Source organism: Nocardia sp. NPDC003999 (assembly GCF_053604885.1).
This window is the reverse complement of sequence record NZ_JBSGIB010000005.1, coordinates 297,273-311,915: the sequence shown is the minus strand read 5'-3', so window position 1 is coordinate 311,915 and position 14,643 is coordinate 297,273. Positions and strand designations below refer to the sequence as shown.

Sequence of the window (14,643 nt, the reverse complement as noted above, 5' to 3'; positions counted from 1 at the left end):
GACCGACTAGGGTCATCGACATGGAACTACGCATCTTCACCGAGCCGCAGCAGGGTGCGAGCTACGACACCCTGCTCACCGTCGCCAAGGCTACCGAGGACCTGGGCTTCGACGCGTTCTTCCGCTCCGACCACTACCTGAGCATGGGCGGCGCCGACGGGCTGCCCGGCCCCACCGACGCCTGGATCACGCTTGCCGGTCTGGCCAGGGAGACCAAGCGGATCCGGCTGGGCACACTGGTCACCGCCGCCACCTTCCGGCTGCCTGGCCCGCTGGCGATCCAAGTGGCGCAGGTGGACCAAATGTCCGGCGGCCGAGTCGAATTCGGTTTGGGCAGCGGCTGGTTCGCCGAGGAGCACGCCGCGTACGGCATCCCGTTCCCCGCCGACAAGTTCGCCCGGCTGGAAGAACAGCTGGCCATCATCACCGGGCTCTGGGCGACCAAACCCGGCGACACCTTCAGCTATGACGGAAAGCACTTCCAGCTCACCGACTCCCCCGCCCTGCCCAAGCCGGTGCAGGACCCGATCCCGGTGGTGATCGGCGGGCAAGGCGCCACCCGCACCCCGCGGCTGGCCGCGCAATACGCCTCCGAGTTCAACATGCCGTTCTCCTCCATCGAGGACAGCACGCGGCAGTTCGACCGGGTGCGCGCCGCCGCCGAGGCATACGGCCGCGCCGCCGACGACCTGGTCTACTCCAACGCGCTGGTGGCCTGCGTGGGTGCGAACGACGCCGAAGTGGCGCGCCGGGCCGAGGCGATCGGCCGCGAGGTGGACGAGCTGAAGACCAACGGCTTGGCCGGCTCACCCGCCGAGGTGGTGGACAAGATCGGCCGGTACGCCGAGATCGGCACCAGCCGCATCTACTTGCAGGTACTGGACCTGAGCGATCTCGAGCACCTCGAGCTGATCTCCGCGCAGGTGCAGTCGCAGTTGTCGTAGCGCTCAGTCCAGCGGACGGTTGGTCGGCACCACGACGAAGCTCGGCGCCGACGGGTCGAGCTTCAGGTGTTGCGGCTTCAGCTCGGTGTTGTTGAGCATCGGCCGGAAGGCGAGCGCCTTCGGCGAGTTACCCGCGAAGACGTCGATCCGCAGCCGGTGGCCGGGTTGCAGCACCGCTTGGGTGGGAATCACCGCGATGTCCAGCGCCACCGGCTCACCGGGCACGACCGGCCGCACGCTGTCCAAGGTGATCGGATTGAACGGTTCGGTCAGGTCGCCGGTCGGTGTGCGGCTGCTCTTCTGCTCGTCGACGGCGCGCAGCGATGCGGTCAGCTGCCCGGTGGACAGCACCTTCGAGCTCCCGTCGGGCGCGACGTCGTTCATGGTGACGCTCCAGTAGCCGTCGGTGGCGTCGTGCACCGCGTTCAGATGCACGTTCACCGGCCCCGAGATGACGGTGGGCTCGGTCGTCGGCGCGCTGGTGAAGGTCAGCGCGTTGCGCTCGGCGATGCGTGAGTCCTTCGCGCACACGTCCAGCACCGCCGCCATCCCGGCCGAGCCCTGCGCGGTATCGCGGGAACACGCCGAGGCGACGCCCGGCGCCACCGTCAGCGTCTGCCGTTCGCCGGGAGCGGTCATCGTCAACGATCCGTCGTACACGGCCTTTCCGGCGGTGCCGCTCGGCTCGGCCGACAGATACACGCGGCGGTGGTTCAGATCTTTCTGCGGGAACTGGCCGAGGGAGATCCAGCCGCCGCCTTGTTCCCACACGGTGATCGGCCCGAAATCGCCTAAGCCGTGGTCGGTGTCCTTCAACCACTTGTCGAACCAGATGCGCTGCAACACGTCCAGCCGCGGCGGCGCCCCCGGAATACCGGTTCCCGCACCGGGATTCGCGTGATAGGTGTCGCCGACGACCAATTGTTTCTGTCCCGCGGGCAGCGGAATCGCGTTGTAGAGCTTCGTCGCGCTGTTGGCGAAGATGTCGTGCCAGCCGCCGTAGACGAAGGTGGGCACCGTGATGCGCTCGGGATGACCCTCGATGCCGCGCCGGAAATAACTGTTCTCGTCCAGCGCGTCGGCCAGCGCGGGCGGCACGTGATCGAGCGACGGTGTTAGCAGCGCCTGGGCCAGCAGGTCCACGTTGCTGGCCGGATCGGACATCCGTTCCTGCAGCCACCCCCAGTCGAAGGTGCCCTTCAACATCGACTGCACGTCGGGAATCAGCTTCAGCTGGTTGACCGTGCTGAGCCACATCGGAAGGAACGTCGTCCCCACGCCGCCGCCCGGCGCGACGACGTCGCGCATGAGGTCGCTGCCCGGCTCCACCGGGAAGATCGCCCGCAACGGCGCGGGGGCGTTCTCGGCGGCGCGCAGCTGGTTGATTCCCGAATAGGAGCCGCCGCTCATCCCGACCCGGCCGTTCGACCAAGGCTGGGCCGCCGCCCACTCGATCACCTCGCGGGTGTCGAGCTGTTCCCGCTCGCCGAGGGTGTCCCATGCTCCCTGGGAGAAACCAGTACCTCGCACGTCGGCGACGACCTGCGTGTATCCGGCGCGGATCAGATCGCGATCCAGACCGAGCACCGTCTGCACGGTGCCGCCGTCGACCGCGTGCAGCAGATCGCCGAAACCACTGACCGGCGTGCGTGACAGATTCACGCGATTGACCAGCCGCACGGTCAACGGCTGCAACCCGGGCACCGCGAGCGCCGTGTCGATCAGGTTGGTCATGAGCTTGGTGTACGGCGTGAGATTGACGATGGTCGGCAGCGGCTGCCGCTCTACCTCGCCGCCCTCCTTCACCGGCCGGTAGACGTTGGCCTTCAACACGACACCGTCGCTCATCCGGATCGGCACATCCCAGTCGATGTGCACGTCGGCATACGGCTGGGGACCGTCGTGTAACGCCGTCCACCGCACACTGTGGGCATCGACCGACGGCTCCGCGGCCGCGGGCACCGACACGAATCCCATGGTCGCCGTTACCGCGACCATGGCCATCGTCCGGATCGCCCTGATCGTCGTTCGTCTCACGCCACGCCCCGCTGCCATCTCGCTCCCTCGACCGGTGTGCGGACCGACCATCGATCGCCCGATTGGGCGACAACGTAGCAATCTTCCGGCGAATAACGCGGGAGGTGCGGTCGGGCCGGTTTGTCGCGAGCGAACAGACGGTGAATGCCGCGTCGCCACCGACGATGCGGCTTAGGGTGGGACACATGACGCCGCTGCAGCGCTACATCGCGGAGGAGATCGCGGCCGATCACGCCGACGGGCTGCTCACCCGGCGAGAGGCGGTGCGCAGGCTGGGGCTGCTCGGGCTCGGCGCCACGGCCGCCGCCACCCTGCTGGCCGCCTGCTCGAACTCCGACACCGGTATCACCGATTACTCGCCCTCGCCCACGTCGCCCCCGACGCCACCGGGATCCGCCACCGCTCTTCCGACGAGCGCCGTCACCTTCGCCGGTCCCCGCGGGACGCTGCAAGCCGCGTGGGCGGCGGCGCCGCAACCACGGGGCGGTGTGCTGGTGGTCCACGAGAACAAAGGTCTCACCGACCACATCCGTTCGGTGACAGGGCGTTTCGCGGGGGCCGGATATTCCGCGCTCGCGGTCGACCTGCTGTCCGCACGAGGCGGAACCGCGACGTTCGCCGATCCCGCCGAGGCGACCGCCGAGCTGAGCCGGATCCCGCAGGACCAGCTCGTCGCCGACTTGCGCGCCGGACTGGACGAACTGCAGCGGCGGGTCGAGGAAAAGAAGCTCGGCGCCACCGGTTTCTGCTTCGGCGGCGGCCTGACCTGGTTGCTGCTGGCCTCGGGCCCGTCTCAGTTGGCCGCGGCGACACCGTTCTACGGGCCGTTCCCGGACAACGGCGATCTGACCGCGTCGAAAGCCGCGGTGCTCGGCATCTACGCGGCGGCCGACGCCCGCGTGAACGCCTCCCGGGCCGCCGCGGAAGCGGCACTGGCCCGTTCGGGCAACCCGCATCAGATCTTCACCGCCCCCGATGCCGACCACGCCTTCTTCAACGACACCGGTCAGCGGTACAACGCGACGGCCGCCACCGAGGCTTGGCGGCGCGTATTGGACTGGTACGGAACGTATCTCGGCTGATGCGAACCGGATCGGGCCGTTCTCTCGGCGTCCGGAGCCTCTTCACAGGCCCGGATTCCGACCGGCGGTTCCGCTGGTCCGCCCGGCACGCGCACGCTTGCGACAGGAGGCTTGTGGCACCGAGACGGTGCCATACCCGCACGACCATCGCCGCACTCCTGCTCGGCGCGGCGCTGACTGCCTGCGGAAACGACAGCTCGACCGCACCGAGGAGCACGCCTCCGGCGACGCGCACCGCCGCGCCGAGCAATCCCGCCGGACGACCCGACCTCGACGCCGCCGAGGAAATCGCCGGTAACCTCGACGTGCCGTGGGGGCTGGCCTTCCTGCCCGACGGCGCGGCGCTGGTCGCCGAGCGGGACTCCGGACGGATCCTGCGTATCGGTACCGGCAGTGCGCCGCAACAGGTGTATCAGGTGCCCGGCGTGACCGCCCGGGGCGAAGGCGGACTGCTGGGGCTCGCCGTCGCGCCGGACTACGCCGAAAGTCGTTATTTCTATGCCTATTTCACCGCCGATACGGACAACCGGATCGTCCGGTTCCGGCTCGACGGCCCACCGGAGGTGCTGGTGGCCGGGATCGCGAAGGCCGGGAATCACAACGGCGGGCGAATCGCGTTCGGGCCGGACGGCATGCTCTACGCCGGGACCGGCGACGCCGGGCAATCCGGACGATCGCAGGATCCGGCGAATCTCAACGGGAAGATCCTCCGTGTGACGCCCGAAGGCCGCCCGGCTCCGGGCAATCCGTATCCGCGCTCGCCGGTCTACAGTCTCGGCCACCGCAACGTGCAGGGTCTGGCATGGGACCGCGACGGGCGATTGTTCGCGGCGGAATTCGGGCAAGACCGGTTCGACGAGATCAATCTGATCGAGCCCGGCCACAACTACGGCTGGCCCGAGGTCGAGGGGTCGGGTGGCGCCGACCGCGGCTTCACCGATCCGCTGCTGACCTGGACCACCGCGGAAGCCTCACCGTCGGGGATCGCCATCGCCGGGGACACCCTGTACGTCGCCGCGCTGCGCGGCCGTCGGCTGTGGACCGTGCCGCTCGCGGACGGCCGCACCGGTGCACCCCGTGCCGAATTGCGCGACCGGTACGGCCGGTTGCGCACGGTGGCGGTCGCGCCGGACGGAGCGTTGTGGCTCACCACCTCCAACACCGACGGTCGGGGCGAACCGGTCAGCGGTGACGACCGCGCCCTTCGCTTCCCGGCCCGCTGAGCCTCGCCGACGGTCGCGGTGTGACGAGCACCACGGACACTTATGTTGTGCACAACCGAATTGCTCACTACATTATTGCTCATGACCGATCACCTCACCCTCGACGAGCAGCTCTGCTTCCCGCTCTACGCGGCGTCCCGGGCGATGACCGCGGTCTACCGCCCGAAGCTGGAACGGCTCGGGCTCACCTACCCGCAGTACCTGGTGATGCTCGCGCTGTGGGAGCGCGACGAACGCAGCGTCGGCGACGTCTGCCATGCGCTCGACCTGGATTCCGGCACGCTTTCCCCGCTGCTCAAGCGGCTGGAGGCCGGGGGCCTAGTGGAGCGGCGGCGGTCGGCGTCCGACGAACGCCGCGTCGACATCCGGCTCACCGACCGAGGACGCGCCCTGCGCGCCGAGGCGGGCGACATCCCGGCCCAGATGGGCGAGGCCAGCGGCTTGTCCATGGACGACATCGCCGCATTGCGCGACATCCTGCGCCGACTGACCGATTCGCTGAAATCTCAGCTGAACGAAGGAGAATAGACATGCCGATCCTCTACACCGCCGAGGCCCTGGCCAGCGGCGACGGACGCAACGGCCGCGCACGCACCACCGACGGCAAGCTCGACCTGAATCTGTCGGCTCCCAAGGAACTGGGCGGCGACGGCGAGGGCACCAATCCCGAGCAGCTGTTCGCGGCCGGGTACGCGGCCTGCTTCCATTCGGCGCTGCGCCTGGTCGGCAAGCAGGTGAAGGCGAACATCGACGACTCCGCGGTCGGCGCCAAGGTCGGGATCGGGCCGAACGACGCGGGCGGCTTCGGCCTTGCGGTTACCCTGGAGGTATCGCTCCCCCATCTGTCCAGGGAGGACGCGCAAGCGCTCGCTGACAAAGCACACCAGGTCTGCCCGTATTCCAACGCGACCCGCGGCAACATCGACGTCCAGGTCCTCGTAGCCGAGGACTGATCGAGAAGGAGCGGATATGCGTGCCGTAGTCATCGAACGGTTCGGTGAACCGAAGGATGTACTGACCACCGCCGAACGCCCGGTCCCCGAGCCCGGCCCGGGCGAGGTGCGACTCGCGCTGATCCTGTCACCGATCCACAATCACGATCTGGCCATCGTGCGTGGCGTGTACGGCTACCGGCCCGAGCTGCCCGCCATCCCGGGTAGCGAGGCGGTCGCGCGGGTAGACGCGGTGGGTCCCGGCGTCACCGACATGTCGGTCGGACGGCGCGTGACGGTGTCCGGTGCGATCAATGTGTGGGCCGACTACTTCGTGGTCCCGGCCCGCCAGGTCATCCCGTTGCCCGACACGGTCTCCGACGAGACCGCGGCCCAACTGCTGGCCATGCCGTTGAGCGCGCTGATGCTCATCGAGGACCTCGGGCTGCGGTCCGGCGAGTGGCTGGCGATCAACGCCGCCAACGGCGCGGTCGGCAGGCTCGTCAACGTCTTCGCCCGGCAGCGCGGTCTGCGCGTGCTGAATCTCGTTCGCGGCCCAGGCTCCGTCGCGGCGCTGCGGGAACTCGGCTACGAGCCGGTGCTCGACACCGAGAGCGCGGGCTGGCGTGACCAGGTGGACGCCGCCACCTCCGGTGCGCCGATCGTCCGGGCCGTCGATCAAGTGGGCGGTCGCGCCGCGGCCGACGAACTGGCATTGCTCGCGCCCGGCGGTCAGCTGATCTCCTTCGGCGCGCTCTCGGGCAAGCCGCTGACGCTCGATCCGGGCAGTCTCATCTTCGGCCAGGCCGTGGTCAAGGGCTTCTGGGGCTCCAAGCGGATCGAGGAGATCGGCGCGGACCAGCGCGGACGGCTGATCAGCGAACTGATCGATCTCGCCGCTCGCGGTGAGCTGCGGCTGGACATCGAAGCCGCCTACCCGCTCGAGGCCGCGGCGGACGCCGCCGTCGCCACCGAGACGCCGGGCCGCGCCGCCAAGATCGCGCTGCGGGGTCAGCCCGCCTGACCGGCGTTCAGCACGGCCATCGCGGCATTGTGCCCGGGAATGCCGCTGACGCCGCCGCCCCGGATGGCGCCCGCACCGCACAGGAACACGTTGCGGTGGCCGGTCGCCACGCCCCACCGGGCGCCGGGGTCGGCCGGGTCGGCGTCCTCGGGGAGGTAGGGGAAGGCCAGGTCCCGGTGGAAGATGTGTCCACCGGGCAGGCCGACCTCACCCTCGAGTTCGATCGGCGTCTTCGCCTCCAGGCAGGGCGCGCCGTTCTCGTCTCTCGCCAAGCAGTCCGCGATCGGTTCGGCGAGCACCGAATCGAGTTGCGCCAAGGTCGCTTTCACGAACTCTTCTTTCGCCGACGCGTGGTCGGCGGCGAAGAGTTTCGCGCGAGCGTGCAGTCCGAACAGGGTGAGCGTATGCGCACCCTGCTCAGCCAGGTCCGGTGCCAGAATCGTCGGATCGGTCAATGTGTGGCAATAGATTTCGGCGGGCGGCGCGGACGGAATGCGGCCGATCGCGGCCTCGCCGTAGGCGCGGTCGAGTTGGGCGTACGACTCGCCGATGTGGAAAGTACCGGCGAATGCTTCCCGTGGCTCGACTTCGGCGTCGCGCAATCGCGGGAGGCGGCGCAGCAGCATATTGATCTTCAACTGCGCACCCTCGGGCTTCGGTGGCAGCGGCTCGCCGAGCAGCCCGGCGAGCGTATACGGCGCGACGTTCGCCAGGACGTGGCGCGCTCCGATCTTTCCTTCTTCGTATCCGACTTCCGCTGTGTCGCCGTCGGTTTCGATGCTCGTCACCGTGCAGTCGGTGACGATCTCCGCGCCCGCTTCGCGCGCAGCCGTGGCCAGTGCGTCGGTGAGCGCGCCCATGCCGCCGATCGGCACGTCCCAGTCGCCGGTGCCGCCGCCGATCACGTGGTACAGGAAGCAGCGATTCTGCCGCAGCGACGGATCGTGCGCATGGGTGAACGTGCCGATCAGCGCATCGGTGAGCACCACGCCGCGCACCGTGTCGTCGGCGAAGGTCGACTCGATCGTCTCACCGAGCGGCCGCTCGAACAGCGCTTCCCAGGTGGCCGCGTCGTCCACGATGTGCCGTAACGCCTCCTTCGACACCAGTGGCATGGTCAGCGTCGGAAAGACCCGCCGGGCCAACTCCCCCATATTCGCGTAGAACCGCTGCCATGCGCGGAATTCCGTATCCGAGCCGGTCAGCCGCGTGAAACTCGCCTCCGTCCTGGCCTGCGCCGACGAGACCAGCAGACCGCCCTCCCGTACCGGCGTGTAGGACGAGACCTCCCGCCGCCGCGTCTCGAACCGCAAGCCCAAGTCCGTCACGATCGACCACGGCAACAGGCTCACCAAATACGAGTACCGCGACAACCGCGCGTCGACGCCCGCGAACACCCGCTCCGATACCGCCGCCCCGCCGGTATGCGGCTGCCGTTCGAGCACCAGCGCCGACCGCCCGGCCCGAGCCAGATACGCGGCGGCCACCAACCCGTTGTGCCCGCCACCGACGATCACGACATCGTAGGAAGAGCGCGTCGGCGTCATGGATTCTCGATAGCACGAATCGGCGTCCGGCGACAGCGTCCACGCCTACCGCCACGGCGTGGCGATCCGGCCGGGGCCGTCAGCGCAGTCGGGCCGCGAGCCCGTCGAGGACGACGCCGAGTTGCCGTTCGAACCTGCTGTCACCGTCGTCGCGGAGGTGCCCGGCGGCCTTGACCAGTTCGGCGCCTTCACCCAGCCACTCATCACGTTCGGCGAGCGAGTACCGCGCCGGGTCGACGTCGGCCGACTGGCTGCGCTCCTGTTCCTCGATAACGAAGCCGACGACGTACGCGGTGACCAGGTCGAGCGCATCGTCCGCCTCCGCCAGTGCGAACCCAGCCGCGGTCAAGCGCGCGAGCCAGGATTCCTTCGCCCGCACCACTTCGGGGTCGGAGAAGCGCGTGCCGCTGAAGATGCGCGCGCCGTCCCGGTGGCGCAGGTATTCCGCGCGCAAGACGCGGCCGTAGGCGGCGACGTCGTCGCGCCAGTCGGCGCCGGAAGCGATCGCCGAGAGGGCGTCGGTGACGCGGCGCATCACGAACGTGCTCATCTCGTCGAGCAGTTCCTGCTTGTCACGGACGTGCCAATACAGCGCTGGGGCCTTCACCTGGAGCCGGGAAGCGAGCGCACGGACGGTGAGCGCATCCATGCCCTTCTCGTCGAGCAGTTCGAGTGCCGCCGCCACGATCCGTTCCCGGGTGATGCCCTTTGCCACGGTTGACACCTTAACAAAGTTCAGGAAAGGTGGGTGATGCGATTGATCTAACTTAGTTAAGGAGCTTGTCATGCGTGCTGCAGTCGTCGACACCGCAGGAGCGACACCGGTCTGCGCGGACTTCCCCGACCCGGAACAGCGGCCGGGCCGGGCGCCGCTGAGACTCGTCGGCGCGGGCCTGCACCACATCGTCCGCGGGCTGGCATCCGGCCGGCATTACGGCAGCGACCATGCCTACCCCCTCGTGCCGGGCGTCGACGCCGTGGCCAGGACCGACGACGGGCGGCTGGTCTACACGGGCCTCGCCCGGTCGCCGTGGGGAACGATGGCCGAATGGCTGGTCACCCCGTTCGAGGTGGAGCTGCCCGCCGGGGCCGATCCGCTCGCGACCGCCGCCGGCGTGAACCCCGCCTTGTCGGGCTGGATGCCCCTGACCACCCACCGCAAGGAGACAGGCGAACTCGGCACCGTGCTGGTACTCGGGGCCACCGGCATGTCCGGCAGCCTGGCCGTGCGAGCGGCGATGTCTCTCGGCGCGAAACAGGTCATCGCGGCCGGGCGCGATCACGAGGCGCTGGAACGACTGCGAGGCCTCGGCGCCGTCACCGTTCCGCTCGCGGCCGCCACACCCGACGCCGGGGCGGCCACCTTCGCCGCCGTTGTCGCCGAGGCGCAGCCCACGCTGGTGCTCGACTTCGTGTGGGGTCCCGTCGCCGAGGCCACCTTCGCCGCACTGGCGAAGGGCGGCATGGACGACGACGGCACGGCGATCGACTACGTGCAGATCGGCTCGCTCGCCGGAGCCGAGGCGGCGTTGCCCGCGGCTCTGTTGCGCAGCAGGCGGATCCGGATCAGCGGCAGCGGCGCGGGCTCGGTTTCGAAGGCCGCGATGATCGCCGAGCTGCCCGAGGTCCTCGCCAGATTCGCCGACGGCACCTTCGACGCGCCGTACACCGACTACCCACTCAGCCGCGTCGCCGAGGCCTGGGCGCATCAAGGGCGCACCCGCGCCGTCGTCGTCCCGGACTGACCGGACCCGGCGCGAGAAGGGAGGAAACGGGCAGATACGGCTTCGATGTCGCGGTTGGCCGCCGGGATGTCGCTCGACTGCGGGAATGCCTTGCGGTCTTCGGCTATAGGCCGAGAACAGGGCTCGGTCAGGTAGCCGCGGTGAGCAGGGCCACCGCGGCCGCGCGAGCATGCCCGCCGACACCGGCCGGATCATGCATCGCCGCGACGACGGTCGCGCCCTCCACCAGCATGAGCAGCTGACGGCCCAGCACGGCGGGACTTTCTGCTCCGGCGCGGGCGGCGATGCCGGTGAAGAGGTCGAGATAGCGCTGCAGGTGCCGCGCGGTGATGGTCCGCACCTCGTCGTCGTAGTGCTGGGCCGACGCGTTCACCATGGCGCAGCCGCGAAAGGCCGGTTGTGCGTACCACTCGCCGAGCGCGTCGAAGACCGCGGCCAACTGCTCGGCGGGGTCGTCGCCGGCCGACTCCACCGCACTCGCCAGCCACCCACCCACCTTTTCACTGCGCGACTCCAGCATCGCTCGCACGAGCCCGTCTTTGGTGCCGAAGTGGCGATACAAGGTCTCCTTGGACACCCCGAGCCGCGCGCACAGTTCGGCTACACCGATTCCGTCGAGGCCGCGCTCGTACAGCAGCGGTTCCGCCGCTTCGAGGATGGCGGCGCGGGTGCGCGCCGGGTCTATCGTCGAGCCTTTGGCCACGGGCATACATAGATGGTAACGGCTGGTTCGATCACCTGCTAGCATCCAAGGTCGTACCGATCGGTTCGACCTTGGAAAGGCCCGCGTTCATGACCCCGATATGGCAAGCCGCGCGCCTCGCCCTCGGCACCGCGTCGGCACTGGGATTCGCACGGTTCGCATACGGCTTGCTGTTACCCGCCATGCGAAGCGACCTCGGCTGGAACCTGGCCGATGCCGGAATGCTCAGCACCGCAAACGGACTGGGCTATCTCGTCGGCGCCGTGGCGACACCCCCAGTGGTTCGCCGCCTTGGCACGGCAGCCGCGTTCCGCACCGGGATGACGCTGACCGCAACGGCGTTGACGTCCACCGCCGTCGGCAACGACCATCTCTTCCTGCTCGCGACCAGGGCCGTGGCCGGGGCGGCGGGTGCGGTCGTCTTCATCACCGGCGGCGTCATCGCCTCGCATATCGCCACGCACGCGTCATCCGGCACGCCCATCGCCGTCTACTTCGCGGGCACCGGGGTCGGCATCGTGCTCAGCGGCACAACCGTGCCGCTGGCGGGGGATCACTGGCGGATGGCGTGGGTCGGCCTGGGTATCGCCGCAGGCCTTGCGGCCCTGGCGAGTTGGACCGCCACCCGCGTCGACTCACCGGCTCCGAAAGTCGCCGGACACGCGCACTTGCGGCCACTGTGGCCGACAGCGCTCGCGTATCTGCTGTTCGCGGGTGGATACATCACCTACATCACCTTCCTGTCGGCGTACCTGGTCGATCGGCACGCCTCGACGCTCGAGGTGATGTCGGCCTGGACCGCGATGGGACTCGCCGTCGTCGCGGCACCTGTTCTGTGGAGCCGCCCGATCAGCCGCTGGCCGGGAAGCAGGGCATTGTGCGTCCTGCTCGCGGTCTTGGGCGCAGGCGCGGCACTGGCTTTGGCGACTCCCGCACCACCTGTCCTGCTCGCCTCCACAGTCGTCTACGGGGCAACCTTCATGAGTGTCCCCGCCGCGGTCACGGCCTTGGTCAAGAACAACACCGTACCGGTGGATTGGACCGCGACGCTGGCAGCCTTCACGACGGTGTTCGCCGTCGGGCAGACCGCAGGACCTTGGATCGCCGGGATCGTCGCGGATCACACGTCCACCGACGCCGCACTCGCCTGCACAGCGATCGCATGCATCGCCGCGTCAGGTAGCGCCGCCATCCCACCCCCTCACTCCCCCGACCAGAAGGAGAACGACAATGACGAATTTCGTCCTGATTCCCGGCATGTGCCACGGCGGCTGGTGCTTCGAGCAGCTCACCGAGCAGCTGCGTACGCGCGGCCATCGCGTGCTGCCGCTGACCCTCACCGGAGTCGGTGAGCGCGTTCATCTGCGCCACGGCGTGAATCTGGACACTCACATCCAGGACGTCACCGCCGCGCTGGCGGCCGAGAACATCACCGACGCCGTCCTGGTGGGACACAGCTACGGCGGCATGGTGATCACCGGCGCCGCCGATCGCGCGAAGGCCCGGGTGGGCGCACTGGTGTACCTCGACGCCGTGGTTCCCGGGCACGGGGACTCTTGCTTCACACTGGTTTCCGACGAAGAACGGCGGTGGTACCTCGATGTGGTCGACACCGGCGACGCGGTCCGCCCGCTGCCCTTCTTCGATCCGCGAGCCACAGCGCACCCGCTCGCGTCGGTTCTCCAACCACTGACGCTCACCGGGGATCTCGGCCATATCCGGCGCAGGGATTACGTCTACGCGGCGGGATGGGAAACACCCTCACCGTTCACCGCCACCTACCAGCGATTGCGGGACGACGCCGGGTGGACGACTCACGCGCTCGACGGCGGACACAACCTGATGCGCGACGCTCCCGAAGATCTGCTGCGCATACTGCTCGACGTCGCCGAATCGCACTGACGTCCAAGCGATCCAATAAGTCGGCCTCGGCATTGCGCCATCCCCGGCCGGACCGCCCCCGATCGGTCCTCGACCTCACTCGAGGCGCTGTCCGACACGCAGGACACTCAGATAACGGCGTGACGCCCGGTCGCCCATCCGTGTACGGACGCGCTCGGCGACGGCATCGAGCAGGGGCTCACGGACGTCGCGGGCAAGCCTGCGATACAGCGACGTCGAGCGAAGGAGATCGGCGAAGCCGTCCCCGTCGAACCACTGAACGGTTGGGTACCAACGCACGATCGTCGGGCCGAACAATGCTCCCGGATCCTCCACCAGGCCCCAACCCTCGCCGGTGGCGCGCACGTCATCCTCCAGTGGCGGATGACCCCAGCCGGGGTTGCCGGGGCAGAACCGCTCGTGCAGATCGGCGGTCTCGGCGTAGACCTCCGGCTCGCCCGGCCTGCGGACGACGACGTTGCCGAGCAGCGCCATCCAGCCTCCGGGACAGAGCACGTCGTGGGCTCGCCGCCAGCCGATCGACGGGTCCACCCAATGCCACGACGACGCGGCCACGAGGACGTCGAAGCGTCGGCCACGGTCGTCCCACTCCTCGAACGTCGACGTCTCGACTTCGATGTTGTGCAAACCAGCGATCCGCCGCCGAGCGAACGCGGCCATGTCCTGGCCCGGCTCGATCGCGGTCACCGAGCAGCCGAGCGCTGCCAGCGAGCGCGTCGCCTGACCGGTACCGCAGCCCACCTCCAGCACCGCCGACCTTTCGGTCACGCCGGTGATGTCGCAGAAATCCGCGAACAGCTCGTCAGGGTATCCCGGCCGGACTCGGTCATAGAGCTGCGGCACCTCGTTGAACACTCGGCCGAGGTCGTGTCGATTCGGGTCCGTCTTCCGATCGTCGGTCACGAACGGACAAGCTACGAGGCTCGCCCACCCCGTCGCCACCGGTTTACCGGCAGCCGATGACGCGTTACGTCGTTCCTGGCCAACGCGCGCTCACGTCGGTGACCGATCCTTCTCATGCACGATGTGTGCGTGCGTTTCACTTTCACCGGCGTGGCGCAGTTGAGTGCCGTGCCCCGAGTAGCTGTCGTCATCGATGTGATGCGCGCGTTCACCACAGCGGCGTACGCCCTTGCGGGTTCCGCCGACCGGATCGTCTTCGCCGACACCGACGACGCGGCATTGGAACTGAAGGCGCGCCACCCGGATTGGCTCGCTGTGCGTGACGGCGCACCGGCGCCGGGGTTCGATCTGTCGAACTCGCCCCGACAGCTCAGCACACAGGATCTGCGACGCCGCACCCTGGTGATGAAGACCACCGCGGGTACCGCGGGCGCGCTGGGCGTCGCCGACGCCGACGTGGTTCTGTGCGCGAGTTTCGTTGTCGCGCAGGCGACCGCGAGACACCTGCGGAAGCTGGCACCCGAGCACGTCGTCTTCGTGATCACCGGAGACAACGGAAGCGCCGAGGAAGATTCGGCGTGCGCGCAATACATCGCCGCGT

14 protein-coding genes and 1 pseudogene are annotated in these 14,643 nt (G+C 68.9%); 10 read left to right on the top strand and 5 right to left on the bottom strand.

Features of this window, described 5'->3' with window-relative positions:
- Nucleotides 1-20 precede the first annotated feature (20 nt).
- Nucleotides 21-944: an LLM class F420-dependent oxidoreductase gene (locus tag ACWESM_RS14380; RefSeq protein WP_452492082.1), complete on the top strand. Its 924-nt coding sequence runs from the start codon at nt 21-23 to the stop codon at nt 942-944.
- Nucleotides 945-947: 3 nt separating this feature from the next.
- On the opposite strand, the gene ACWESM_RS14375 is transcribed toward ACWESM_RS14380, so the two are convergent.
- Nucleotides 948-2,921 (bottom strand): CocE/NonD family hydrolase, encoded by a 1,974-nt coding sequence (locus ACWESM_RS14375; RefSeq protein ID WP_397279931.1) that lies wholly within the window; start codon nt 2,919-2,921, stop codon nt 948-950.
- Between the two features lie 245 nt (nt 2,922-3,166).
- Between ACWESM_RS14375 and ACWESM_RS14370 the strand changes: the two genes are divergently transcribed.
- From ACWESM_RS14370 to ACWESM_RS14350, 5 genes are all read left to right on the top strand, one after another.
- Nucleotides 3,167-4,063 (top strand): dienelactone hydrolase family protein, encoded by an 897-nt coding sequence (locus tag ACWESM_RS14370; protein WP_452492080.1) that lies wholly within the window; start codon nt 3,167-3,169, stop codon nt 4,061-4,063.
- A gap of 113 nt (nt 4,064-4,176) precedes the next feature.
- Complete coding sequence (locus ACWESM_RS14365) at nt 4,177-5,286, top strand: PQQ-dependent sugar dehydrogenase (protein WP_452492078.1); 1,110 nt, start codon at nt 4,177-4,179, stop codon at nt 5,284-5,286.
- A gap of 81 nt (nt 5,287-5,367) precedes the next feature.
- The gene (locus ACWESM_RS14360; RefSeq protein ID WP_355076391.1) at nt 5,368-5,814 is read left to right on the top strand and encodes a MarR family winged helix-turn-helix transcriptional regulator; all 447 of its coding nucleotides are present in this window, start codon (nt 5,368-5,370) and stop codon (nt 5,812-5,814) included.
- 2 nt (nt 5,815-5,816) lie between these two features.
- Nucleotides 5,817-6,239, top strand: a complete 423-nt coding sequence (locus tag ACWESM_RS14355) for an organic hydroperoxide resistance protein (protein ID WP_355076393.1) — start codon at nt 5,817-5,819, stop codon at nt 6,237-6,239.
- Nucleotides 6,240-6,255: 16 nt separating this feature from the next.
- Nucleotides 6,256-7,242: a zinc-binding dehydrogenase gene (locus tag ACWESM_RS14350; RefSeq protein ID WP_355076395.1), complete on the top strand. Its 987-nt coding sequence runs from the start codon at nt 6,256-6,258 to the stop codon at nt 7,240-7,242.
- Here ACWESM_RS14350 and ACWESM_RS14345 read toward each other — a convergent pair.
- Both ACWESM_RS14345 and ACWESM_RS14340 read right to left on the bottom strand, forming a co-directional pair.
- Nucleotides 7,230-8,789: a phytoene desaturase family protein gene (locus ACWESM_RS14345; protein ID WP_452492075.1), complete on the bottom strand. Its 1,560-nt coding sequence runs from the start codon at nt 8,787-8,789 to the stop codon at nt 7,230-7,232. The two genes, ACWESM_RS14350 and ACWESM_RS14345, sit on opposite strands and share 13 nt — an antisense overlap.
- Nucleotides 8,790-8,868: 79 nt before the next feature.
- A complete protein-coding gene (locus ACWESM_RS14340; RefSeq protein WP_452492073.1) occupies nt 8,869-9,504 on the bottom strand; it encodes a TetR/AcrR family transcriptional regulator C-terminal domain-containing protein in 636 nt (211 codons plus the stop codon).
- 70 nt (nt 9,505-9,574) lie between these two features.
- On the opposite strand from ACWESM_RS14340, the gene ACWESM_RS14335 reads away from it, so the two are divergent.
- On the top strand, nt 9,575-10,534 hold the full coding sequence (locus tag ACWESM_RS14335) for a zinc-binding alcohol dehydrogenase family protein (protein ID WP_452492071.1): 960 nt from the start codon (nt 9,575-9,577) through the stop codon (nt 10,532-10,534).
- 127 nt (nt 10,535-10,661) lie between these two features.
- Here the strand turns inward: ACWESM_RS14335 and ACWESM_RS14330 are convergent, their stop codons facing one another.
- Nucleotides 10,662-11,243: a TetR/AcrR family transcriptional regulator gene (locus ACWESM_RS14330; protein ID WP_452492069.1), complete on the bottom strand. Its 582-nt coding sequence runs from the start codon at nt 11,241-11,243 to the stop codon at nt 10,662-10,664.
- Between the two features lie 83 nt (nt 11,244-11,326).
- On the opposite strand from ACWESM_RS14330, the gene ACWESM_RS14325 reads away from it, so the two are divergent.
- Nucleotides 11,327-12,589, top strand: coding sequence for a YbfB/YjiJ family MFS transporter (locus tag ACWESM_RS14325; protein ID WP_452492067.1), 1,263 nt, complete (start codon nt 11,327-11,329; stop codon nt 12,587-12,589).
- Nucleotides 12,495-13,139 carry an alpha/beta fold hydrolase gene (locus tag ACWESM_RS14320; RefSeq protein ID WP_452492188.1) on the top strand — a complete coding sequence of 215 codons (645 nt, stop codon included), beginning with the start codon at nt 12,495-12,497 and terminating at the stop codon, nt 13,137-13,139. Before ACWESM_RS14325 ends, ACWESM_RS14320 begins: the two co-directional genes overlap by 95 nt.
- Before the next feature lie 75 nt (nt 13,140-13,214).
- Here ACWESM_RS14320 and ACWESM_RS14315 read toward each other — a convergent pair whose 3' ends face one another.
- Nucleotides 13,215-14,042: a class I SAM-dependent methyltransferase gene (locus ACWESM_RS14315; protein WP_452492066.1), complete on the bottom strand. Its 828-nt coding sequence runs from the start codon at nt 14,040-14,042 to the stop codon at nt 13,215-13,217.
- 114 nt (nt 14,043-14,156) lie between these two features.
- Here ACWESM_RS14315 and ACWESM_RS14310 point away from each other — a divergent pair.
- Nucleotides 14,157-14,597: pseudogene (locus tag ACWESM_RS14310) on the top strand (2-phosphosulfolactate phosphatase); the annotation flags it as partial.
- Nucleotides 14,598-14,643: the final 46 nt, after the last annotated feature.

What these genes read in the sequence shown, in the direction of transcription:
- ACWESM_RS14355 (WP_355076393.1), top strand. Translation starts at nt 5,817, where the DNA reads ATGCCGATCCTCTACACCGCCGAGGCCCTGGCCAGCGGCGACGGACGC.
- ACWESM_RS14375 (WP_397279931.1), bottom strand. Translation starts at nt 2,921, where the DNA reads ATGGGATTCGTGTCGGTGCCCGCGGCCGCGGAGCCGTCGGTCGATGCC.
- ACWESM_RS14360 (WP_355076391.1), top strand. Translation starts at nt 5,368, where the DNA reads ATGACCGATCACCTCACCCTCGACGAGCAGCTCTGCTTCCCGCTCTAC.
- ACWESM_RS14370 (WP_452492080.1), top strand. Translation starts at nt 3,167, where the DNA reads ATGACGCCGCTGCAGCGCTACATCGCGGAGGAGATCGCGGCCGATCAC.
- ACWESM_RS14325 (WP_452492067.1), top strand. Translation starts at nt 11,327, where the DNA reads ATGACCCCGATATGGCAAGCCGCGCGCCTCGCCCTCGGCACCGCGTCG.
- ACWESM_RS14345 (WP_452492075.1), bottom strand. Translation starts at nt 8,789, where the DNA reads ATGACGCCGACGCGCTCTTCCTACGATGTCGTGATCGTCGGTGGCGGG.
- ACWESM_RS14380 (WP_452492082.1), top strand. Translation starts at nt 21, where the DNA reads ATGGAACTACGCATCTTCACCGAGCCGCAGCAGGGTGCGAGCTACGAC.
- ACWESM_RS14320 (WP_452492188.1), top strand. Translation starts at nt 12,495, where the DNA reads ATGTGCCACGGCGGCTGGTGCTTCGAGCAGCTCACCGAGCAGCTGCGT.
- ACWESM_RS14350 (WP_355076395.1), top strand. Translation starts at nt 6,256, where the DNA reads ATGCGTGCCGTAGTCATCGAACGGTTCGGTGAACCGAAGGATGTACTG.
- ACWESM_RS14335 (WP_452492071.1), top strand. Translation starts at nt 9,575, where the DNA reads ATGCGTGCTGCAGTCGTCGACACCGCAGGAGCGACACCGGTCTGCGCG.
- ACWESM_RS14330 (WP_452492069.1), bottom strand. Translation starts at nt 11,243, where the DNA reads ATGCCCGTGGCCAAAGGCTCGACGATAGACCCGGCGCGCACCCGCGCC.